The following is a 20,559-nucleotide window of genomic DNA, read 5'->3' on the forward strand; positions in this document are numbered from 1 at the left end:
GTCACTTCGGCAGATCGGTGGAGAGGAAGGGAGCAAGGAGGGCGAACAATGCGTCGGGGCGATCGAGGGGGATGATGTGGCCGCAGTCCTGGAGATGGTGCCCGACCAGGTCATCGGCGATGGGACGGAGCTGGCGTTCGAGCCCGGTGCCGACGGGGTGAGAGCCGACGGCCATGGTGGGCATGGTCAGCCGAGCCGTCGCGACGGCGTCCTGGATCTGCCGCGCGCTGGTGGGCAGGGCCCGGTAATAAGAGAACGCGCAGCGCAGGGCCTCGCTCCCGGTGAAGGCGTGGACGAAGGCCGCACGGATGTCGTCGGGTACTCCTCGCCCGAGCGTCCCCGAGTCTAGGAACCAGTCGATGTACGGGGCCTCGTTCCCGGCCAGGACGGTCTCGGCGAGGCCGGGGACGGCGTGGAAGCCGAACCACCACGGGGTGCCGCCCGCGATGGCGTGTTCTGCTCCGGGCAGGCGGCCGAGCAGTGCCTCCATCACGACCAGGCGCCGGACGAGGCCGGGCCGGCGCAGTGCGAGCAGGACGGCGGGGGCGGTGCCCGCGTCGATGCCGACCACTGCTGCCGAGGGCTCGCCGAGTGCGTCGAGCAGCCCTTCGGCATCGGCGGCGAGGGTGCCTGCGTCGTAACCCTCGACGGCACGTGCACTGGCACCGAAGCCTCGCAGGTCCGGGGCGATGACCCGGTACTGCCCGGCCAGTCGGCCCATGATGCCGCTCCAGAGTTGCCAGGTGTGCGGGAAGCCGTGCAGCAGGAGAACCGCAGGTCCGTCTCCGGCGATTGCGACGTTGAGTTGGACGCCGTTCGTCGCGATGCGGCGCAGTTGGTGTGTGGTGGTGACGGGCATGACGGCTCCCCGAGTGGTTACCATTGGTGACCACAGAACGATAGGTAACTGTCCGACCGCTGCCTAGACGGCACTTTCAGGGAAGGTGGTGAGCCACAGGTGACCACCCGAGGAGCCCGGGCCGACGGTCGCGGGGTGCGCGGCGATCTGTTCGATCCTCAGTGCCCGACACGGCAGTTGCTGGATCGCATAGGTACGAAGTGGACGTCCATGGCCGTCAAGACGCTCGCCGATGCCGCACCGGACGAGGTGCGCTTCGCGGAGCTGAGACGCCGGATGCCCGGCGTCTCGCAGAAGATGCTGTCTGTGACGCTGCGAAGCCTGATCCGCGACGGGCTGGTGTCGCGCCGGGTCGAACCGACCGTGCCGCCGCGGGTCTTCTACCGACTCACCGGACTCGGCCTGTCTCTGGAAGTCGCGCTTGCGGGGCTGCGGAGCTGGGCGGAAGAGCACATGGCCGAGATCGACCGCGCCAACGAAGCCGCCGGCCAGAAGGTCAATGGGGAATAGGCAGGCCGGTTCCGCGCTCAGTACCGGTGGGTCGGGTGCTCGATGTAGCCGGCGTTCGTTGCCGCAATCGGATCTACTCGTCTAGCTCTGGTCACGGTGCCGCAGCCGGTAGCGGCCCGGAGAGACGCCGTGTTCCCGCTTGAAGGCGGTGGCGAAGGCGAAGGGGGAACCGTAGCCGACGTGTTGGGCGATCTGAGCCAGCGGGGTATCGGAGTTGCGCAGGAGGCGCGCCGCCACGGTGAGCCGCCACCAGGTGACGTAGGTCAGAGGGGGTTCACCGACCACTGCGGCGAACCGGCGGGAGAACGTCGCTCGCGACAGGTTCGCCTTCTTGCCCAGGGCCTCGACAGTCCAGGGCTTTGCCGGGTCGTCGTGGATGGCATGCAGTGCGCTGCCGATCGCCGGGTCGGCGAGGGCGGCCGGCCAGCCGGTGGTTCCGCGTGCCGACTCGTCCTCGATCCAGGCGCGCAGCGCGTAGAGCAGGAGTAGATCGAGCAGAGTGGGCAGGGCGGCGTCCGTGCCCGGCCGGGGATTCTGCAGTTCGGCGCCGAGCAGGGAGACAGCGGCACTCAGGTCCTGGTGGCGTCCGATCTGGGAGGGACGATGGATGATCTGCGGCAGGGTGCCCAGCAAGGGGTGCGGCCGTGAGCGGTCCAGCTGGTAGCCGCCGCACAGAAGGGCCGTCGCCCCCTGCGCACCGGCGCTGCCGGGGTCGGTCAGGGTGTGTCGGGTTCCGTGCGGAGTGAGCACGACGTCCCCCGTGGTGAGGTTCACCGCAGGCCCGTCCTCGGGCACGAGCAGGCAGGCCCCGTGCAGGACAACGTGGAAGCCGGCTCCGGCGAAGGGCTCGAAATGCGTGCGCCACACACCCTCTCTGTCCTCACGGTTGGCGAACGGGCTGCCGGTCCGCATGGCGGCGACGACATCACTGAGGACATCCATACCCGTAACGATAGGCGGTGAGACGAACGCGTATCAGCCGGGCATGATCTCTTATAGCCCGTCTCGCCACGCGTCCATACGCTCGAGAACATGGAAACGATAGAGATCGGCAACATCGAGGTCACGCGCATCGTGGAGTGGCAGGGGCCCGTCGCACCGGTCGGGGTGGTCTTCCCGGACTTCGCCCCCGAAAGGTGGCACGAGCACAGGGCGTGGGCCGCCCCCCGCTTCTGGGACACCGAGACCGACAACTACCTGGCCTGCGCGCAGACTTGGGTGGTGCGCAGCGAGGGAAGGACCATGCTGGTCGACACCGGGCTCGGCAACCACAAGGAACGCTCGTACATGCCGGCCTGGACCCATCTGGAGACCGACTTCATCGACCGCCTGACGGCAGCAGGCGTGCGGCCCGAGGACGTGGATGTCGTGGTGAACACCCATGTGCACGCCGACCACGTGGGCTGGAACACCACGCTGCGCGACCGTGAGTGGGTGCCGACATTCCCCAACGCCACCTATCTGATCCACCGGGATGACTTCGAGCACTGGAACCCCAGGAACGGCGTACCCAAGCGGGGAGGCATCGGCGGGGTCAACGCCGGTGTCGCCAACGGGCCGATGTTCGAGGACAGCATCGATCCCGTTCACCGCGCCGGCCAGACCCTGCTGTGGGAGACCTCTCATCGCATCGACGGCAATCTCCAGCTGGAACCCGCCCCTGGGCACACTCCGGGCTCAGCGGTGCTTCATTTGCGGTCCGGTACCGAACGGGCCCTGTTCGTCGGAGACTTGCTCCACACTCCCCTGCAGATCCTCGAGCCGCACGTCGATACGTGCCTGAGCGAGGATCAGCAGGCCGCGGCGAACTCCCGTCGGCGTGTCCTTGAGTACGCCGCGGACACCAACGCCCTCCTCATCCCTGCGCACTTCACCGGCCCGGGAGCCGCTGAGGTCCGCCGCGACGGCTCATCCTTCGCCATCAAGAAGTGGGCGCCGTTCAGCGTCCCCGGGAATTGATCACCTAGTGAGCGGATCTTTGGACCATTAGCTCGATGCCGGGTGTCTCGACCGGCCGAGGGGCACCCCTTCCATCACCGCGGGGGGGCTCACCGGCTCGTGTTGCCTGCGAGGAAAGGCCGCAGATGCGCCAACAGCGCCTCCGGCCGCTCCTCCGGGATGAAGTGGCCGCACTCCGGGATCTCGGCACCGGTGACGTCGTCCGCGTAGCCACGCCAGATCTCCAGTGTCGGCAGGCGGGCAGGCAGCCCCACGGAACCCCACAGCGCCAGCAGCGGCATGGTGAGGCGGCGGCCTTCGGAGGCGTCGATGTCGTCGAGCGCGGTGTCCTCGTCCATGGCGCGGTAGTCGTCGAGGCTCGCACGCAGGGCGCCCGGGCGGGAGAAAGCACGGACGTAGCCGTCGACCGCGTCGGCTGTGAGTCCATGGCGGTTGTAGGTCCACCGCTCGAAGAAGTACTCGAGATAGCCGCGGATGTCGTTGCCCACCAAGCGCTCGGGCAGATCGGGCTGCATGTGGAACAGCCAGTGCCAGTACCCGGAGGCGAGCGAAGCGTCCAGGCGGCGGAACATCTCCCGGGTGGGAACGATGTCGAGCACGGCCAGCCGCTCCACCTGGTCCGGGCGGTCCAGCGCCCAGCGGTGCCCCACACGAGCGCCGCGGTCATGGCCCACGACCATGGCCCGTTCGAAGCCGAGCGCCTCCACGAGGCCTGCCATGTCGGCGGCCATACGCCGCTTGTCGTAACCAGTGGTGGGCTTGTCGCTCAGGCCGTATCCACGCAGGTCCGGAGCCACAACCGTGTGGTCGGCGGCGAGATCCGCCAGTACCGGCCGCCAGCAGTCGGAGGTCTGCGGCCAGCCGTGGAGCAGGACAAGCAGAGGTCCGGACCCGGCTCGGACGTAGTGCAGACAGACCCCGTCCACGTGCGTCACTCCGGTCGTCACTGTCGGCTGTCCCATTACGCCTTCCTGACACGAGCTAACCGTCCAGCTGACGGAGGAGTCCTCAGCTCACTCGGGCGACCTCATACGAAAGGCTGGGCCGGGGACGCTCTCGATGTCCTTCGCCTGCACCGGGTGGCCCCGTTCGCACCGAATCTGGACGTCGACGTGCGCGCCGCACTCACGGTGTCGCGCCAGTACCGCCGGCCCCTCCGGGTCGGCGCGGTAACGGTCACCCCACTGCAGCAGCCCCATCACGGCGGGCACCAGATCCATGCCCTTAGGGGTGATCACATACTTCGGCCGACTCCTCGAACCGGGCTCCTTATACGTCTCGGTCGCCAGGATCCCTTCCTCCACCAGCATCCGAAGCCGCGTCGCGAGGAGGTTGCGAGGACAGCCGAGGACGCGTTCGAAGTCGCTGAAGCGGGACGAGCCGTACCAGACCTCGCGCAGGATCAGGATCGTCCACTTCTCGCCCACGATCTCAAGAGTCCGCGCGATCGAGCAGTTGGACGTGTCCCGGTCGAGTCGGGGGTCCATGCCGGTGTCTTCAAGAACTTCGGTCCACGCATCCATGGGAGCGATTCTAACCGAGTTTGGTTTACTTTTAGATACTCAGCTATCGGCGCCACGATCAGTGATCCGACCTGACTGATGGCGTTGAGTCATTGGGGAAGGTCCCTCACCGACGAGGGAGTCACGGCCCTACTGAGGCCGGGTGCCCACCTCGGATCGTGGATGGCGGACGCCGGGCTCACCAACGGAGCCTTCTACGCCCACTTCGCCTCCAAGGACGCCGACGAGGTCCTCGAGCGGGGAATCGAGAACGCCCACACGTTCATGCACTGAGAGGAACGACCGACCGCAACAGTGCGGTGGTCGACCTCCGCCAGGCGGATGCGCGAGGGCATCGAGCCGAGCCCGGATGCGATCACCGTTCCGCGCGTCCGGGCATGGTCACTCGTGGCCACTCGCGGACTCGCGAAGTGGCCTCCCCGACCTTGACTCGTGACCGGTTGACGGGCGTCGACCACCCGGCCCGGAGGTCGGAGGCCAGAGGCCGGAGAAGCCTTAAACGCCCCCAGCGCACGTGCCGCCCGTCCTTGACACCCCCTACCGCTCAAGGAAGTCGAGGGCTTCCGCCACGAACTGCTCGTGGAACTGGAAGATGCCTCCGTGGCCGGCATCGGGGTAGACGACCACGTCGGCGTTCGGCAGTCGCCGGGCCAGCTCGAACGAGTTCTTCGTCGGCACCATCCTGTCGCTCTCGCCGTTGGCGACGAGCACGGGCTGATGGATGACGGAGAGGTCCTGGGGCTGCGCGAGCCCCCAGCGGTGGATGGCCTTGAGCTGGGCGAAGTACGACGTGAGGGAGATCGCCTTGTCCCGGTCGTGGGTGCGCTCCTTGAGTCGGGCCAGGAACTGCTTTCCGGCGCGGCGCCCGCCCGCGGTGCGGGTGAAGAAGAGGAACTGCTTCGGGTCCTGGAGGGTGAACAGGGCCCGGACGGTGTCGAGATGGGACAGTCGGGTCACGTTCTTGATGCCCTCGCCGCCCGCGGGGCCGGTGCCCGAGAGGATCAGCCTGCGGACGAGCTGCGGTTCGTCCTGTGCGATCACCTGGGCGATCATGCCGCCCATCGAGAAGCCGTGAATGTCGACATGCTTGAGCCCGAGTCCCCGGATGAAGGTGACGGCGTCCTTCGCCATCTCCTCGATGGTCTTTGGTGTCGAGCCGCTGGAAGCGCCGACACCCCTGTTGTCGAAGGTGATGACGCGATGTCTGGCGGCGATGCCGTCGACGACGCGGGGGTCCCAGTTGTCGAGGACCGCGGCAAGGTGGGTGATGAAGACCACCGGGACGCCGGTCTTCGGGCCGAGGTCGCGGTAGGCGTAGGTCACTCCCCCGGCGGTGAGGGTGCGGGTGGGTGCCTTCTTGTACGAGGTCACCACGTCGCCTCGTACTCCTTGTGCGTCGTTCACGGCCGTGCCCTTCTGCATGGGGGTTTCTGGACTGCGGCTGCAGCCGGTTCGGTCGCCGGCAGAAGGCCCGTAGGAGTCGGAACCCTGTTCGGTTGAGCCCTTCAGCGTCACGTCGACTATTGAATTATGACCATACTTCAATGTGCTCCGCAAGAGGTGCTCCGCACACGATGACGGTGAGAGCCGCGACAGCGAATCAATCCCGCCGGACGTCCATCCCCTCCCCCGTGGAGCAGGCCCTCGATCTCGCGGCAGCGCACGCGAGTCACGCCACCGGGGCACACCGACTGCCAGCCGGACCTCAGGTCAGGGCCCACGCCAAAAGGGGGCAGGGCCGCCTCACAGTCGCGTGAGGCGGCCCTGCCCCCGGACCAGCCGACAGTCGCCCCACATCATCCGAGGGCCGGCGGCGCACCCGTCCGTACGCCAACGGCGTCCACGACGTGATGGTCCCCGCCTGGCCTCGGCACCTCATGACCATGCGAGTTGCCGCCGGATCCGAATGGCGATCGTCACCGCCAGATGTCCCGCGTCGTCCCCGGGGCCGGGAGCCGATGCTGACCCCGGGGCGCCTCATGACCAGGCCATTTCACGGTTCGGCTACCACAACGGCTTCCTGCTCGCTCTCCTCGACGAAGCCGAGGCGGAGTCCCAGGAGGCGTATGCCTCAGGTCCGCCTCCCCTGGGGCAAAGGAGCGCCTGCGGGAGATCGCCCGGCAGCGTTCTGCTGCGCCCGGCTCGAGCGCATCGCCGCCGACGCGGACCTGGGCGCCTCGCTGGGACGCCAGGTGCTCTACGCACGCCACAATGCCTCGGAACAATGTCTCGGACACCGGCCGGGCCTTCCACGGCCATGTCTCAACTCTCCTGCGAAAGACGGGAGTTGACGGATACCACGACATGCTGGCCCACGCCCTCCTCGCCTTCACGAGCTTCGAAGCGGCGGACCGGCGGACTTGCGGGCTACCTGCGCAAAGAGCGCGGGTGGCCACCGCACGCCTGAAAGCCACCTGGGTGGACCTGGTACGGCGGCTGACCCGACCCAAGGGATCGTGACGGCGATCATCACTGCGGTGAGCATGCGGGCATCGGTGAGCCACCCCGGCGGCCCCCGGGATACCGCCGGTCACTCCATCAAACGCAGCCCGTCCTCGAAGTCGACGCGTGCGAGGTCGGCGCGCGCGACGATACCGAGCTTGGGGAACACGTTGGCCAGGTGATGAGCCACCGTACGAGGACTGATCAGCAGCTGTGCCCCGATCTCCCGGTTGGTGAGTCCCTCCGCGGCCAGCCGTACGACTCGCAACTCCTGCGCCGTGAGGGTCGTCGGGGTGTCCCGCGCCCGTGCCCGCGCGGAGTCCCGGCGCGGTTGCTGCCCGGTCAGCTCCTGTTCGGCCCGCGTGCGGGCGAGCAAGGGAGCCGCGTCGAGTCGCTGGAAGGTTTCCGCGGCTTCGGCCAGCTGTATGCGGGCGTCGGTACGACGGCGGGCCCGCCGCAGCCACTCGCCGTACAGCAGGCGCGTCCGGGCGTAGTTGAAGGGCCGCGACGCGGCTCCGGGGACATCCAGCGCAAGCTGGAACTGCTTCTCCGCCTCCGCTCGGGACGCCAGCAGGGCATGGACAAGGTGCGTCGCGGAGATCGCCCATGCCGCGTTGGTCCGTTCGGCCCACCGCCGTAGCAGCCGTGCCTGTTCCTCGGCCGTCGCCCGCTGCCCTGCCTGGACCGCGGCCTCGGCGGTGTCCGGCGCGGCGAGCAGCGCGACGGTGGCGTTCGCCGCGTGGTGCCCGTACTCGCTCAGCCGGACCAGGCGGACCAGCGCCTCCTCGGCCCGGCCGGCGAAGAGCGCCGACATGCCGAGGTTCCACTCCGCGCAGGCGCTGAAGACGCGCACCCCACGCGGCACCCATACCTCGATGGTCCGGTCGGCGACATCCGCGACGGTCCGCTCATCGCCTTGCACGGCTGCCAGCCATCCGAGACCGGTACGGCACTGCCCGGCCAAGTGGTCGTCGCCGATCCCCTGGGCCACTTGGAGCCCCTCAAGAGCGTTCGCCTTGGCCGAGGTCCAGGAGCCTTGCGCGATGTCGGGCGCCACGGTCTGGGCCAGCGCCTGGGTCAGGGCAGTGACCTGGTCCGTGTGCCGCAGCGTGTCGATTTCACGGCGGAGCGCCTCCTGCAGGGCGGACTCGATGCCCCAGGCCACCGCCAGCGGTGCCGGTGGCATCAGGAGCCAGGAGCTGCCGCTGAGCCGGGTGAGGATGTCGGCGCCGGGGGCCACGACCTGGTCGCGGTCATCGGCGCCGCCGCCCCCGTCCTCCGTCCACCATTCGCGCAGCAACGGCAGCAGCTCGGCGTTCGGGAAGCTCCCTTGTGGGAGCCGGCGCTCGAGCCGCTGGAGTGCCTCGCGCTGCAGTGCGCCATGACTGGCCGCCCAGGCAGCCCGCAACGCCATGCTGCCGAGCCTGAACGCCTGCCCGGGATCGGCCACCCGTTCCATGTCCCGGGTCAGCTGCCGGCAGGCGGTTTCCAGATCGCCGTGCGCGAACTCGATCAGACCGCGCAATCCCTCGCTGAGGTCCGCGACCGTCGATGCGGAGGACATCCCTTCGGCCCGCTCCAGCATTCCCCGCGCCACGTCGACGTGGCCGGCCTCCCAGGCTGCCCTCGCTCCGTGAGCCAGCCGTCTGGCCGCGTCGTCCGTAGACGGGGACAGCTTCGCCGCGCGCCGCAGGGCACGGGCCGCCGTGGCACAGCCACCGCGCGCCCAGGACCGGTGGGCCGACTCCTCGAGCAGCCGGGCCACCTCCTCGTCGGGTCGGCCCACGGCTTCCAAGGCCGCGGCGAGGTGCCAGGGGCGCAGCTCGTCGGCGTTCTCACCGGTCAGTACGGAGGCGAGCGCATGATGAACGGCCTGGCGGTTCGCGGGAGGCGCCTCCTCGTAGACCACCGCCTCCATCAGTTGATGGCGGAAGCAGATGCGACCGTCCGAGCGCGTGGTGAGCAGGCCCGAGTGCAACGCCTCGTCCCACGCGACCGCGTCGAGGCCGAGGACAACACCGGCCTGGCGCACGGTGTTGCGATCACTACGGTCATCGGCGGCGGCGAGCAGGAGCGCGGTACGGGCAGGCGCGGACAGCCTCTCGATGCGGGCGCGGAAGGCACGGCGCAGACGTGGCCCGACGGCGATCTGCTCATCGGCAAGAGGGTGCGTCGAGATGTCGCCGGCCGCCACGGACGTGGTCAGCTCCTGAAGTGCGAGGGGATTTCCGGCTGCCGCGCGGATCGTGCGGCGGATCACTGACTCGTCCGCATGCGGAGCGACGGCACGGGCAAGGAGCCGAGCGTCCTCGTCGTCCAGCTCCCGGACTTGCATGGCCGCCAGTTTCTCCCAGGGGCCGTCGACGGGCTCGTCGTGTCCGGTGAGGAGCATGACCACTGGCTCGTTACGCAGTCGGCGCGCGGCGAAGGCCAGGCACTGTGCGGATGGCTCGTCGAGCCATTGGGCGTCGTCGGCGATGATGAGCACCGGCCGTTCCTTGGCGAGCTCGCCGACGAGCGTCAGTACGGCCACGCCGATCAGGAACCGGTCCGCCACGTCGTTGCTGGTACCGAGCGCCCCGTTCAAGGCGTTGGCCTGCGGCTCCGGGAGCGTACTGATCCGCTCCGTCACCGGCCACAGCAATTCGTGCAGTGCGGCGAACGCCAGCCCCGACTCCAGGCGAGTGCCGCCGCATCGCAAGACGGTGAAGTCCGCGGCCGCGGACTCGGCCACGTATTCCAGCAGGGCGGTCTTGCCGATGCCGGGGTCACCCCACAACACCAGCGTTGCCCCGTCACCTTGCCGAGCACCGTCAAGGATCCGGTCAAGGGCTGCCTGCTCCGGGCGCCGTCCGTATAGGTCCATTTGTTGAAAGCTTAAGGGGCTGCTGTCACCCCGAGCCACTCCCGATGCCCGCGCTCAACCAGATTTGAGAGTTCCATGACCGATACGGTGACGGATTCGCTGCCATCCCTTCATCAGTAGCGTCGGGAACGTGATCAGCGCATTCGCGAAACTGCGCTACGCCGTCGGCCCGACCACCGGAGGCATCAGCACGCTCCGCCATGTCGTTCCCGCCCGGGACTTCGACAGTCAACTCCGCACACTCAACCGGCCGGGCCGGCTGTCGAGCGTGAAGCAACGACCAAGATCTAAAAACCAACGGCAGCAAGGAGAAGTACGCCGCTTAAGCCGCTGACGCCGTCATCCGCGACGACGGCGAGAAGCCGGACGACGCCGGAGGACACCCCCGCACACACCGGTCGGGCCCGGTCGACCTCGCGCCCTGTTGCGGTGGGTCCGCGCCGCCGGGCCCACTGCCGCCCCCGTACACAGCGGCGCACGTCATCGTCACCCCCGCCCTCGACGCGGTACACGTCACCGCTGAGGGCACCGGACCGTCGTGCACCCCACGGGTGGACGGCCATGACGGCGGCGGCCAGGGGCCGGTCGCCGTACGCGAGCGGTTCGCCCTATGCCAAGGAGCCAAAGAGCCAAGGAGAGGTAGCCGCGGGCCCCTACTCCCGCAGCGACTGGACCGTCCGTGCCTTCTCGTCCCCACGATCCCCACCACCCCCACCGCCGCTCACACGGAGACTTGGCATGACCACCGTTCTCATCGTCGACGACCACGCCCTGCAGCGCTTCGGCTTCCGGGTGCTCCTGGAGCAGCACCCCGATCTGACCGTGGTGGGCGAGGCCTCCCACGGCGCCGAAGCGGTCCGCAAAGCCGCCGAACTGCGCCCCGACGTCGTACTCATGGACGTACGGATGCCCGGCATGGACGGCATCGAGGCCACCCGCCGCATCGTCGAGTCCGGAGGCCGCTCCCACGTCCTGGTCCTGACCACCTTTGACATCGACGAGCACGCATACGACGCCCTGCGCGCCGGTGCCAGCGGTTTTCTGCTCAAGGACGCACTGCCCGACGAACTCGTCGCCGGTATCCGGGCCGTGGCCGCCGGGGACGTGGTCATCGCCCCCGGCCTGACTCGCGATCTCATCGACGTCTTCTCCGACCGGCTGCCCAGCCACACCCCCGGCCAAAAGCGGCAGCTCGCCTTCCTGACCCAGCGCGAACACGCATCCCTGACCCGGCGCGAGCGCGAAGTGCTGACTGCCATCGCGTCCGGCTGGAGCAACCTCGAGATCGGCGAACGGCTGTCGCTGGCCGAATCCACCGTCAAGACCCACGTCAGCCACATCCTCGCCAAGATCGGCGCCCGCGACCGCGTCCAGGCTGTGATCTTCGCCTACGACATCGGACTGGTCAGGCCCGCACGACCAGGACCGCCGCGCGCAGTCAGCGCCGACCGCAGAGCTCCTGACGCTCTGCCCGCAGCCGGCTGAGGTCCAGTCACGCGGGATCCGCACTCAGCCTGCCGCTGACGGGGCTCGGCTTCACGCTGAGCACCGCCGACGTCATCCAAGTGATCAATTGCCAACCCAGTCCGTCAAGGGGAGCCATGGAACAGCGAAGCCAGCAACCGGCCCGGCGCGGCAGCGCCGTGTGGGCCGTGGTCATCACCAGCGTGGCGGGATTCATCACCGCGCTCGACAACCTGATCGTCACCACCGCTCTGCCCTCCATCCGCGAGGACCTCGGCGGCGGCCTGGAAGAGCTCGAGTGGACGGTGAGCGCCTACACACTCACCTTTGCCGTGCTGATGATGTTCGGCGCTTCCCTGGGCGACCGCTTCGGCCGCCGTCGGCTGTTCGTCCTCGGTCTTGGAATCTTCACCGCCGCGTCCGCCGCCGCCGCGCTCGCCCCGGGCATGAACGAACTGATCGCCGCCCGCGCGCTCCAGGGCTTCGGTGCCGCAATCGTGACACCGCTGACACTCACCCTGCTGTCGGCCGCCGTCCCCGCCGAACGGCGTGGCGTGGCCTTCGGCATCTGGGGCGCGGCCAGCGGCGTCGCCGTCGCCATGGGACCGCTCATCGGCGGCGCGCTCACCGAACACCTCTCCTGGCAGTGGATCTTCTGGGTGAACGTCCCGATCGGCCTGACGCTGATCCCGCTGGCCCTGCTGCGGCTGGACGAGAGCCACGGCCCGAACCCGAGCCTCGACCTGACCGGCACGGTTCTGGCCAGCGGCGGTCTCTTCGGCATCGTCTACGCCCTGATACGCGGCAACGCCGACGGCTGGACCAGCACTCCGGTTCTGGGCGGCTTCTTCGCCGGCACCGCCCTGCTCGTCGGCTTCGTCTTCTACGAACTGCGCGCCCAGCACCCGATGTTGCCGATGCGCCTGTTCCGCCACCGTTCCTTCAGTGCCATCAACGCCGCCAGCCTGCTGATGTTCCTGGGCATGTTCGGGTCGATCTTCCTGCTCAGCCAGTACCTGCAGACCGTCGGCGGCTACTCACCGATGGAAGCCGGCGTGCGGATGCTGCCCTGGACCGCCATGCCCATGATCGCCGGACCGCTCGCAGGGGCGCTCTCCGACCGCATCGGCGGCGGACCGGTCGTCGCGGTGGGGCTTGCCCTGCAGGCCGTGGGCCTGGGGCTCTGGGCGCTGGCCGTCGAGCCGCAGGTGTCCTACCCCGACCTGGTGCCGGCACTGATCGTCTGCGGCATCGGCATGGGCATGTTCTTCGCCCCCACCGCCAACCTCGTCATGAGCACCGTCCGCCCGGAGGAAGAGGGCATCGCCTCCGGCGCCAACAACGCGATCCGAGAGGTCGGCGGCGCCATCGGCGTCGCGTCCCTGGCGGCCATCTTCTCCGCCCAGGGCGGCTACGAGTCCGCTTCCCGGTTCGTGGACGGACTGATTCCGGCGCTCTGGTTCGGTGCCGGTGCGCTCGGCGTGGCGGCGGCACTGACGTTCCTGGTCCCCAGCCGGCGCAAGACCGGTGGCCCAGCTGCCGACCTGCCCCCAGGGGATACTCCGGCCCGCGCCCCAGCCGCCATCTGAACTCCGCGCCACGCCCGGCACCACGCGCCCAGCACACCTCGTACGCCCGCATCGTCGGGGACATCCAAACCGCCACCGACGGACAGGGCTGCCGGACAGACACCGGATTGTGTGGATCACCTGCCGGTGGCGGTAGCCCTCCAGCCTGGGGTCGGGGATGTGGTGCGGTGTGTCAGACGCGCTGCCCGGCGTCCAGCAGAGTGAGGGCGTTGTGGACCCCCTGTTCGAGGAGCTCGTGGGCGAGTTGGCTGTCGGTCAGGGCGCGGGAGAGCTGCAGTGTCCCGGCCATCAGGCCGAGGAGGCTGAGCGCCTTCACGCGTGCGGAGGACGGGTCCTCGGGTGCCATGCGGGCGGCAATGCCGTCGATGAGGATCAGCACGCCGTCGGTGTACGCCTGCCTGGTGGCGTCCGTGCAGCGCCCGATCTCGTCGAGCAGAGCGGCGTTGGGGCAGCCCTCGCCCAGGCTGTCGCGGTGCTGGGGCGACAGGTACCCCCGCACGATCTGCTCGAGTCCGGCACGGCCCGGTGCAGCCCGCGCCACGACACTCTCGGCCTGCGCCTTCAACTGCTCGGCGATGGCCGTGGCGACGAGGTCATCCTTGGATTCGAAGTGAGCGTAGAAGGCCCCGTTGGTCAGCCCCGCGTCCTTCATGAGCGTCGAGACCCCGGAGCCGTCGATACCGTCCTGCTTGAGCCGGCGGCCCGCCATCTCGATGATCCGCCGCCTCGTCTCCTGCTTGTGCTCTTTTGCGTACCGCACCACAGCACACGCTCCTTCGCCGACCGGAAGGACCGGTTGCCCTTCACCGACTCCCCCAGCCTATGGTATTGCGAACGTAATCCAAAAAATCGACGAGTCACCAAGGACCAGCGGGCCGCCGCCGAGTGGAGTATCGATGCACTGCCTGTTGTCCCGGCTGCCGCACAAGCCGAGGGTCTGCCTGCGGAGTCACACCCGAGGGGCAGGCACCGGGAAGAGCATGCAGCTGCTGGTGGCATGGGCAAGGAGACGGTCCGTCGCGTCGACCAACTGGGCCTGGGCCAGGGCGGTTTGACGGCCCTTGTTGACGACCGTGCCGATGGCGCGCACCTGGCCCGTGTTCACCGTGATCGGTCGCAGGAACTTCACCGTCAGGTCGAGTGAGGTGTACGCCATGCCCTGCGGCAGGGTGGACTGGACGGCGCAGCCCGCCGCCGAGTCGAGCAGGGTGGCGAAGATTCCGCCGTGCACGCTGCCGATCGGGTTGTAGTGCTCCTCCCCCGGCGTCAGCGAGAAGACCGCCCTGCCGGGCTCCACCTCGTCCAGGGTGAAGTCGACGGTGTAGTTGATGGGCGGCCCCGGCAGTCGCCCCGCCTGCAGCTCACGCAGGAAGTCGATGCCGGCCATGCGTCCGGCAGCCTCCGCCGAGATCGCGGGATCGTCCCACTGATACGTACGCGTTCGCCCCATGGTCCAGCGCCTTCCCTCTGACTGTCAGCTGACTTTTTCAAGCGAAGCTAGGCTTTTGGTCACCTGACTGTCAATGGCGAAGGCAGACCCTTACGCTGGTTGCATGGAGTGGCTTGAGGCGAGCACGGAGAACTGCCCCGTCCAGCGCACGCTCGACGTGATCGGGGAGAAATGGACGCTGCTGATCCTGCGTGACGCCGTCAACGGGGTACGCCGCTTCGACGACTTCCACCGCCACATCGGCCTGTCGGAGGCCGTCCTCAGCAACCGCCTCCGCAAGCTGACCTCGGCCGGCATCCTGAAGACCGTCCCCTACCAGGAGCCCGGCAGCCGTTCCCGCAACGAGTACCGACTGACCCGCAAGGGCTGGGACCTGTGGCCCGTTCTGATGGCGCTGAGCCAGTGGGGCGAGGCGTACACCCTCGGCTCCGAGGGTCCTGCACTGGACGTCCGCCACACCGAGTGCGACGCTCCGGTCCGTGTCGTCGTCGAGTGCTCCGCGGAGCACTCCGCCCTCACTCCCCGTGAAGTCACCGCCCGACTGGGAACAGGCGCCCGGCTCCGGTCCTGAAGGTCGTTAGCCATCGGCCTCGCGGTCGCGGGCCAGACTGCGGTGAGACATCAGCTGAGTGCCGTGTACTTCGCCGCTGTTGACCCTGAGTGCACGATCGCGCGATCAGGAACCCTGTTCGACCAGACCAGTCCCGTCATCGATACGCGGATGCCGTCTCAGTTGCGCTGCTCGGCATCCAGCAGTGCGAGGGCGTTGCGGATGCCCTGTTCGAGGAGTTGGTCGGCGAGTTGTCGGTCGGTCAGGGCGCGGGAGAGCTGCAGTGTTCCGGCCAGCATGCCGAGGAGGCTGAGTGATTTCAGGCGCGCCGACGGCGGATCGTGGGGTGCCAGGCGGGCGGCGAAGCCGTCGATGAGGGTCAGCGCGCCGTCAGTGTACGCCTGCCTGGTGGGATCCGTGGCGCGTGCGATCTCGTCGAGCAGGGCGGCGTTGGGGCAGCCGTCCTCGATGTTGTCGCGCTGCTCGGTGGAGAAGTACCAGCGCACGATCTGCTCGAGTCCGGCGCGGCCGGGCGCCGCCTGCGCGACGATGTTCGCGTGCTGCGCGCGCATCTGGTCGGCGACCGCGGTGGCGACGAGTTCTTCCTTGGAGGCGAAGTAGGCGTAGAAGGTGCCGTTGGTCAGGCCCACGTCCCTCATGAGCGTGGCGACTCCGGAGCCGTCCATGCCGTTGCGCTTGAGCCGGCGACCGGCCGTCGCAATGATCCGCTGCCTTGTCTCCTGCTTGTGTTCTTTCGTGTACCGCACGATGTGTTCCTCCATCGCGGCAGCCGGAGCTTGCGACCCGGCTGCCGCCCTGGTCAGGTCAGTGTGCCGCGTCTGCAAGGAGAGCGGCGAAGTTGATCCTGGCGGTCTGCAGTTTCGCGTCGTGGGGCTCGGGGACCCCGCCGTCGGTGATGTACAACCGGTCGCCGCGGACCGCGGTCGCGGAGGGTGAGGCGAGACCGTCCGCGCTGGTCAGGACGGGCTTGTAGGTACCGTTCGGGTAGATCGCCACGACCCTGTCCGGACCGTTCTGCGAGGAGGAGCCGTTCTGCGCCGCGAACACCACATCGGACCAGGGGGTCAGGAAGCTGAAATCGTCGATGTTGGGCAGGCCGCCTGTGACCAGGCGGATGGGACCGGCCGCGCCGGCGGGGGTGACCGGTACCCGCAGCAGTGTTCCCTTGTTGAAGTTGCTGACCCACAGAGCGCCGTTGTGGAATCTGAGCCCGTTGGCGCCGATCGGCAGGGCTTCGGTCGGTACCGGCGCGAGAGCGGCGTCGGTCAGCCACTCGGTCGCCGATCCGCCCGAGACCGGAACGGACCAGATGATGCCCTTCAGGCTGTCCGCGATGTAGAGGGTGCGTCCGGCCGGGTCGATGGCCAGCCCGTTGGGGCCCGCGTCGGCGGGCAGAGCGGCGATGCGCTGAGGGGTACCGTCCGCACGCAGCGTGTACACGCCGTTCCTGGCCGCGTTGCCCGGGGCCCACACGCTGTAGTAGACGGTGCCGTCACTGCCACGGGTGTTGCCACTGATCGCCTCGCCCACCTGCCCGGTGACGAGCACCGTGCGCTCTCCGGACGCGGAGATACGCATCAGCTGCGGCCCGTGGGTGCGCTGGCACACCGCGCAACTGCCGAGCAGGGACAGGGTCACTGAGCCGTCGGGGTTGACGGTGATGTTCTCGGGGATCTCGCCGACGGCGTAGTCGAACTTCGCCGCGGTCGTCACGTCGGTGACAACGGATCCGCGATCCCCGTGTCCCGAGGGTCTCGTCCCTGCGGACGCGGACGGCGCCGACACCAGGACGGCCGCCGTCGCGGTGACCGCCACGGCGATTGCGACGTTCTTCTTCAGAAAACGCCTTGCGCTCGATGCACTGCGCCGGGCGGTTTGCTGGCGTTGCTGCTGCATGACTCTCCTCGGTAAATCAACGAGTGACTGATCAATGGACTTTCGGCGACATCAGCGATGTCGGGCACAGCAGGTACCTCGGAGGCATTCGGGCGGAATCGGGCGCCCTTGCAGCCGGACCGGGATGTCATCGGCGCCTTGCAGCCGAACCGGGATGTCAGGCGGGCAGTCGGTTGTTCTTGCGGATCTGCTTGTCGAACGCTCCGGCGGGGACGAGGCGGCGCGCCGTGGTGACGCGTGAGGCCAGCGGGCCGGCGGTGTAGCGCAGCTTCGGCTTCTTGTCGGTGGCCGCGGTGACGATCACTTTGGCGACGACGGCGGGGTCGTCGCCCTTCTCCATCGCATCCGCGATCATCGCGTCGAAGTCGCGCCGTCGCTCCGCGTACAGCGGCAGCGGGGTGTCGGGCTGCGCGGCGTTGGTGTCGAAGCTGGTCTTGGTGTAGGCGGGCTGGACGAGGAGGACCCGGACGCCGTGCTCGCGGACCTCGTGGTCCAGCGACTCTGAGTAGCCCTCGATGGCGTGCTTCGACGCGACGTAGAGGGCCATGAAGGGCTGGGGGGCGACCCCGAGGACGGACGAGATGTTGATGACGCGTCCGCCACCCTGGGCGCGCATGTGCGGCAGGACGGCCTTCGTCATACGGATGACGCCGAGGACGTTGATGTTCAGGACGCTCTGGGCCTGGGTGACGGAGTTCTCCTCGACGGCGCCCGCCGAGCCGACGCCTGCGTTGTTGACCAGGACGTCGATGCGTCCGAACCGGTCGATCACCTCTGCGACCGCGGCGGTGGCCGAGTCGTCACTGGCCACGTCGAGATCGAGGTAGGTCACACCGGCGGGCGGGGTCAGCCCGGAGGTCTTGCGACCGGTTCCGATCACCTCGAAACCGGCCGCGACGAAGGCGCGGGCCGTCTCCTTGCCGATCCCCGATGAGGCACCTGTCACGAGTGCCACCGGCTTAGTTGTCGCCATCACGAACTCCCTTAGTTTTGAATTACGCTCGTATGCCTTACGTTCGTACGACCATATGGTGGTCGTCGGTCGATGGCAAGGGGTCACGTCCGGCGATCCGAGAAAGATTCGGGGAAAGGTGGGGTGCGGTACGGGAAGGACCACGAGCGGACGGCGAGCAGTTGACCGAGACCGCCACCGCCGGTCCTCGCATCACCCACCGCACTCGTCGACGGCGGCCTCGGTGCCGTCCTCACACACCACTTCGGACTTGAACACCCCGGAGCGGCACGCCGACAGAGCCCTGTTTGCGAGCACGGTCCCGGTGGCTGAAGGAGGCCACCGCACTGGTCTCCGACATGCCGAAGCCCTCCAGGATCGGGACGTCGAAGCGTTTCTCGAATTCGGAGGGCGGTGCCCCGTCAAGTGCCGGGGGTCTTCGTCAGGCGGCGTGGGTGGGGTAGTCGGTGTCGCCGGCGTGTCCGGGCCTGCGCGGCCGTTGTGATCGTGGCGCTGGAGGTGACCCCGGAGGCGTCAGCCGCTGGTCGCGAACGGGTCTTCGCGGTCGGTGTTCACCGGCTCTCCTGACGTGCGATGCCGAGATAGTGGCCCAAGCGGAGCTCCAGCTCTTCGGGACCCGTTTCGGCAGCGAGCTTCTCGAAGTGGGGCAGGAATGCCTGGACCCCTGGCCAGGTCAGGGAGCTCAGGAATTGCGTGTAGGCCGCTCGCAGGTCGGCATCGGGCGGGAGCGTCGCCCGGTTGACCTGGGCCTTGGCGGCTGCCAGCGCCGCCTTGTCGAATGACGCCAGCCGGGTTGCCATACCGTCCACGAAGCCGTCCAGTTCGGCGTCGGCGACGGTGCGAGTCACCCATCCGTAGCGTTCTGCCGTGTCGGCGTCGTAGTCATCGCTGCTGAGGATGGCTTCGAGTGCCCGATCCCGTCCGATGAGTCGGGGCAGGTGTTCTGTGCCCCCGCCGCCGGGAAGAATCCCGCCGCCGACCTCGGGCTGGCCGAACACCGCGTGCTCGCGGCTGGCGTAGCGCAGATCGCAGGCCAGGGCCAGTTCGTCCCCGCCACCCCTGGTCCGTCCGCGGATGGAGGCGATGCTGATGAACGGAGCTGTGGACAGCCGTATCACGAGATCGGTCCACGCCGGCGTCGCCTCCGGATCGGACGGCATGAAGTCGGCAGCCCGGCCGAGATCGAAGTGGTTGAAGAAGTAGCCGGGTGTACTGCTGGTGAAGACGGCGACGTGAACTTGCGGGTCCTCGCTCAGCTCCGTGACGACCTCGACCAGTCGGGACACGGTCTCCCCGACGATGAGATTCACTGGTGGATTCGAGAATGTGATCTTGCGGATTCCTGGTGTCAGCCGCTCCACGCTGATCGTGCTGGGTTGCGTCATCGTTCGCTCCAAGGGTGATCCTGACGGTTCGTCAGGGACGGGTGTTCGTCGGGGCGCCCTGAACTGGCAGAGGCGACGCCCTCTACGCGATCCGTATGTCGGTCTGCCTTCACCTTCGGTCGGCCCACAGTGCGCCCTCCAGCGCCCGTGCCTGCCGGCGCCAGAACTCCCGCGAGACCTCGGCCTTGGGAAACACGAGGTCGAAGCCGTGGAAAGCGCCGGGGACTACGAGGAGGTCGCAGGGGACGCCGCTGTCACTCAGCCGACGCGCGTACTCGACGTCTTCGTCGTGGAAGAGATCGAGGGTGCCGACGCCGATCCAGGCCGGAGGAAGACCGGTGAGATCCTTGCGGCGGGCTGCGGCCGAGTACGGGGAGACGTCCGGGCCCGCGACGGCGTCGCCGAGGTAGGACGACCAGCCGTACCGGTTGCTCTTGGGCGTCCAGACGCGCACCTTGAGGGTGTCCAGGTCGGTTCTCGTCGTCGTGCGGTCGTCCAGCATGGGGTAGAGGAGCAGTTGGAACACCGGCCGGATCTCGGCCCGGTCATGGGCGAGCAGTGCGAGGGCCGCGGCGACTCCGCCGCCTGCGCTGGCACCGCCGATCGCGATGCGATCGATGTCGATGTGCAGGTCGCCCGCGCGCTCGGCCAGTCCACGCAGCGCGGCGTAGGCGTCCTCGACCGCAGCGGGCGCAGGATGGTCCGGCCCCAGTCGATAACGAACCGCGGCGACGGTGATGCCGAGCTCGCGGGCGAAGGCGATGTTCGTACGGTCGTCCTGCTCGGGTGCGCCGAAGATCAGCCCGCCTCCGTGTATCCAGAGCAGCGCCGGAGCCGCCGCCTTCAAGCCGGTTGGCTGGAAGACGCGAAGCGAGACGGGAGGTGCGTCCTTCGGCCCGGGCACGACCATCTCCTGAACCGTGACGTCCGTCCCTGGATCTGCCGAACGCCACTTCACGCTCCGCACGAGGCGCGACGACAGACGTCCGTAGGACACATTGGGGAGAAAGCGACCTCGTTTGAGATCGGGGTGGAAGGCACTCATCGGGTCCTCGTTCTTTCCCACCACCAA

The 20,559-nt window shown here is 68.4% G+C and carries 20 protein-coding genes; 6 read left to right on the top strand and 14 right to left on the bottom strand.

What is annotated here, in order from left to right:
- Window position 1 precedes the first annotated feature (1 nt).
- Window positions 2-859 carry an alpha/beta fold hydrolase gene (locus G5C60_RS10305; protein ID WP_165257186.1) on the bottom strand — a complete coding sequence of 286 codons (858 nt, stop codon included), beginning with the start codon at window positions 857-859 and terminating at the stop codon, window positions 2-4.
- Window positions 860-958: 99 nt separating this feature from the next.
- Here G5C60_RS10305 and G5C60_RS10310 point away from each other — a divergent pair, with 99 nt between their 5' ends.
- Window positions 959-1,369, top strand: a complete 411-nt coding sequence (locus tag G5C60_RS10310; protein WP_165257189.1) for a winged helix-turn-helix transcriptional regulator — start codon at window positions 959-961, stop codon at window positions 1,367-1,369.
- A gap of 81 nt (window positions 1,370-1,450) precedes the next feature.
- On the opposite strand, the gene G5C60_RS10315 is transcribed toward G5C60_RS10310, so the two are convergent.
- On the bottom strand, window positions 1,451-2,311 hold the full coding sequence (locus G5C60_RS10315) for an AraC family transcriptional regulator (protein ID WP_165257191.1): 861 nt from the start codon (window positions 2,309-2,311) through the stop codon (window positions 1,451-1,453).
- 90 nt (window positions 2,312-2,401) lie between these two features.
- On the opposite strand from G5C60_RS10315, the gene G5C60_RS10320 reads away from it, so the two are divergent.
- Complete coding sequence (locus G5C60_RS10320) at window positions 2,402-3,328, top strand: MBL fold metallo-hydrolase (protein ID WP_165257193.1); 927 nt, start codon at window positions 2,402-2,404, stop codon at window positions 3,326-3,328.
- A gap of 89 nt (window positions 3,329-3,417) precedes the next feature.
- Here G5C60_RS10320 and G5C60_RS10325 read toward each other — a convergent pair whose 3' ends face one another.
- The 4 genes from G5C60_RS10325 to G5C60_RS10345 all read right to left on the bottom strand — a co-directional run bounded on the left by G5C60_RS10325 (window position 3,418) and on the right by G5C60_RS10345 (window position 10,159).
- The gene (locus G5C60_RS10325; protein ID WP_165257195.1) at window positions 3,418-4,290 is read right to left on the bottom strand and encodes an alpha/beta fold hydrolase; all 873 of its coding nucleotides are present in this window, start codon (window positions 4,288-4,290) and stop codon (window positions 3,418-3,420) included.
- A gap of 51 nt (window positions 4,291-4,341) precedes the next feature.
- Window positions 4,342-4,815 carry a winged helix-turn-helix transcriptional regulator gene (locus G5C60_RS10330; RefSeq protein WP_165257313.1) on the bottom strand — a complete coding sequence of 158 codons (474 nt, stop codon included), beginning with the start codon at window positions 4,813-4,815 and terminating at the stop codon, window positions 4,342-4,344.
- A 573-nt stretch (window positions 4,816-5,388) separates the two neighbouring features.
- Complete coding sequence (locus G5C60_RS10340; protein WP_165257197.1) at window positions 5,389-6,273, bottom strand: alpha/beta fold hydrolase; 885 nt, start codon at window positions 6,271-6,273, stop codon at window positions 5,389-5,391.
- Between the two features lie 1,108 nt (window positions 6,274-7,381).
- Window positions 7,382-10,159: an AAA family ATPase gene (locus G5C60_RS10345; protein WP_165257201.1), complete on the bottom strand. Its 2,778-nt coding sequence runs from the start codon at window positions 10,157-10,159 to the stop codon at window positions 7,382-7,384.
- A gap of 130 nt (window positions 10,160-10,289) precedes the next feature.
- Between G5C60_RS10345 and G5C60_RS10350 the strand changes: the two genes are divergently transcribed.
- From G5C60_RS10350 to G5C60_RS10360, 3 genes are all read left to right on the top strand, one after another.
- Window positions 10,290-10,493, top strand: a complete 204-nt coding sequence (locus G5C60_RS10350; protein ID WP_165257205.1) for a hypothetical protein — start codon at window positions 10,290-10,292, stop codon at window positions 10,491-10,493.
- Between the two features lie 404 nt (window positions 10,494-10,897).
- The gene (locus G5C60_RS10355; protein WP_165257209.1) at window positions 10,898-11,644 is read left to right on the top strand and encodes a response regulator; all 747 of its coding nucleotides are present in this window, start codon (window positions 10,898-10,900) and stop codon (window positions 11,642-11,644) included.
- 116 nt (window positions 11,645-11,760) lie between these two features.
- Window positions 11,761-13,212: a DHA2 family efflux MFS transporter permease subunit gene (locus G5C60_RS10360; RefSeq protein WP_165257222.1), complete on the top strand. Its 1,452-nt coding sequence runs from the start codon at window positions 11,761-11,763 to the stop codon at window positions 13,210-13,212.
- 172 nt (window positions 13,213-13,384) lie between these two features.
- On the opposite strand, the gene G5C60_RS10365 is transcribed toward G5C60_RS10360, so the two are convergent.
- The gene (locus tag G5C60_RS10365; RefSeq protein WP_165257225.1) at window positions 13,385-13,975 is read right to left on the bottom strand and encodes a TetR family transcriptional regulator; all 591 of its coding nucleotides are present in this window, start codon (window positions 13,973-13,975) and stop codon (window positions 13,385-13,387) included.
- A gap of 186 nt (window positions 13,976-14,161) precedes the next feature.
- Entirely contained in the window at window positions 14,162-14,662 is a 501-nt protein-coding gene (locus tag G5C60_RS10370; protein ID WP_165257228.1) for a PaaI family thioesterase, read from the bottom strand.
- 103 nt (window positions 14,663-14,765) lie between these two features.
- Between G5C60_RS10370 and G5C60_RS10375 the strand changes: the two genes are divergently transcribed.
- Window positions 14,766-15,233 carry a winged helix-turn-helix transcriptional regulator gene (locus tag G5C60_RS10375; protein ID WP_165257231.1) on the top strand — a complete coding sequence of 156 codons (468 nt, stop codon included), beginning with the start codon at window positions 14,766-14,768 and terminating at the stop codon, window positions 15,231-15,233.
- 158 nt (window positions 15,234-15,391) lie between these two features.
- Here G5C60_RS10375 and G5C60_RS10380 read toward each other — a convergent pair whose 3' ends face one another.
- The 6 genes from G5C60_RS10380 to G5C60_RS10405 form a co-directional block, all read right to left on the bottom strand.
- The gene (locus G5C60_RS10380; protein WP_165257315.1) at window positions 15,392-15,982 is read right to left on the bottom strand and encodes a TetR family transcriptional regulator; all 591 of its coding nucleotides are present in this window, start codon (window positions 15,980-15,982) and stop codon (window positions 15,392-15,394) included.
- Window positions 15,983-16,037: 55 nt separating this feature from the next.
- Window positions 16,038-17,129 (bottom strand): SMP-30/gluconolactonase/LRE family protein, encoded by a 1,092-nt coding sequence (locus G5C60_RS10385; protein ID WP_165257234.1) that lies wholly within the window; start codon window positions 17,127-17,129, stop codon window positions 16,038-16,040.
- A gap of 157 nt (window positions 17,130-17,286) precedes the next feature.
- Complete coding sequence (locus G5C60_RS10390; RefSeq protein ID WP_165257236.1) at window positions 17,287-18,102, bottom strand: oxidoreductase; 816 nt, start codon at window positions 18,100-18,102, stop codon at window positions 17,287-17,289.
- Between the two features lie 232 nt (window positions 18,103-18,334).
- Window positions 18,335-18,442 (bottom strand): hypothetical protein, encoded by a 108-nt coding sequence (locus tag G5C60_RS10395; protein WP_420907357.1) that lies wholly within the window; start codon window positions 18,440-18,442, stop codon window positions 18,335-18,337.
- A 211-nt stretch (window positions 18,443-18,653) separates the two neighbouring features.
- Window positions 18,654-19,487: an enoyl-CoA hydratase/isomerase family protein gene (locus tag G5C60_RS10400; RefSeq protein ID WP_165257238.1), complete on the bottom strand. Its 834-nt coding sequence runs from the start codon at window positions 19,485-19,487 to the stop codon at window positions 18,654-18,656.
- Between the two features lie 109 nt (window positions 19,488-19,596).
- Complete coding sequence (locus G5C60_RS10405; protein WP_206439321.1) at window positions 19,597-20,391, bottom strand: alpha/beta hydrolase fold domain-containing protein; 795 nt, start codon at window positions 20,389-20,391, stop codon at window positions 19,597-19,599.
- Between the last annotated feature and the right edge of the window lie 168 nt (window positions 20,392-20,559).

The organism is Streptomyces scabichelini, from assembly GCF_011045015.1.
GTDB classification, from domain to species: Bacteria; Actinomycetota; Actinomycetes; order Streptomycetales; family Streptomycetaceae; genus Streptomyces; species Streptomyces scabichelini.

Coding starts and splice junctions, on each gene's coding strand:
- G5C60_RS10375 (WP_165257231.1), top strand. CDS start 14,766: ATGGAGTGGCTTGAGGCGAGCACGGAGAACTGCCCCGTCCAGCGCACG.
- G5C60_RS10315 (WP_165257191.1), bottom strand. CDS start 2,311: ATGGATGTCCTCAGTGATGTCGTCGCCGCCATGCGGACCGGCAGCCCG.
- G5C60_RS10305 (WP_165257186.1), bottom strand. CDS start 859: ATGCCCGTCACCACCACACACCAACTGCGCCGCATCGCGACGAACGGC.
- G5C60_RS10360 (WP_165257222.1), top strand. CDS start 11,761: ATGGAACAGCGAAGCCAGCAACCGGCCCGGCGCGGCAGCGCCGTGTGG.
- G5C60_RS10340 (WP_165257197.1), bottom strand. CDS start 6,273: ATGCAGAAGGGCACGGCCGTGAACGACGCACAAGGAGTACGAGGCGAC.
- G5C60_RS10320 (WP_165257193.1), top strand. CDS start 2,402: ATGGAAACGATAGAGATCGGCAACATCGAGGTCACGCGCATCGTGGAG.
- G5C60_RS10370 (WP_165257228.1), bottom strand. CDS start 14,662: ATGGGGCGAACGCGTACGTATCAGTGGGACGATCCCGCGATCTCGGCG.
- G5C60_RS10395 (WP_420907357.1), bottom strand. CDS start 18,442: ATGTCGGAGACCAGTGCGGTGGCCTCCTTCAGCCACCGGGACCGTGCT.
- G5C60_RS10355 (WP_165257209.1), top strand. CDS start 10,898: ATGACCACCGTTCTCATCGTCGACGACCACGCCCTGCAGCGCTTCGGC.
- G5C60_RS10330 (WP_165257313.1), bottom strand. CDS start 4,815: ATGGACCCCCGACTCGACCGGGACACGTCCAACTGCTCGATCGCGCGG.
- G5C60_RS10325 (WP_165257195.1), bottom strand. CDS start 4,290: ATGGGACAGCCGACAGTGACGACCGGAGTGACGCACGTGGACGGGGTC.
- G5C60_RS10390 (WP_165257236.1), bottom strand. CDS start 18,102: ATGGCGACAACTAAGCCGGTGGCACTCGTGACAGGTGCCTCATCGGGG.
- G5C60_RS10345 (WP_165257201.1), bottom strand. CDS start 10,159: ATGGACCTATACGGACGGCGCCCGGAGCAGGCAGCCCTTGACCGGATC.
- G5C60_RS10400 (WP_165257238.1), bottom strand. CDS start 19,487: ATGACGCAACCCAGCACGATCAGCGTGGAGCGGCTGACACCAGGAATC.
- G5C60_RS10385 (WP_165257234.1), bottom strand. CDS start 17,129: ATGCAGCAGCAACGCCAGCAAACCGCCCGGCGCAGTGCATCGAGCGCA.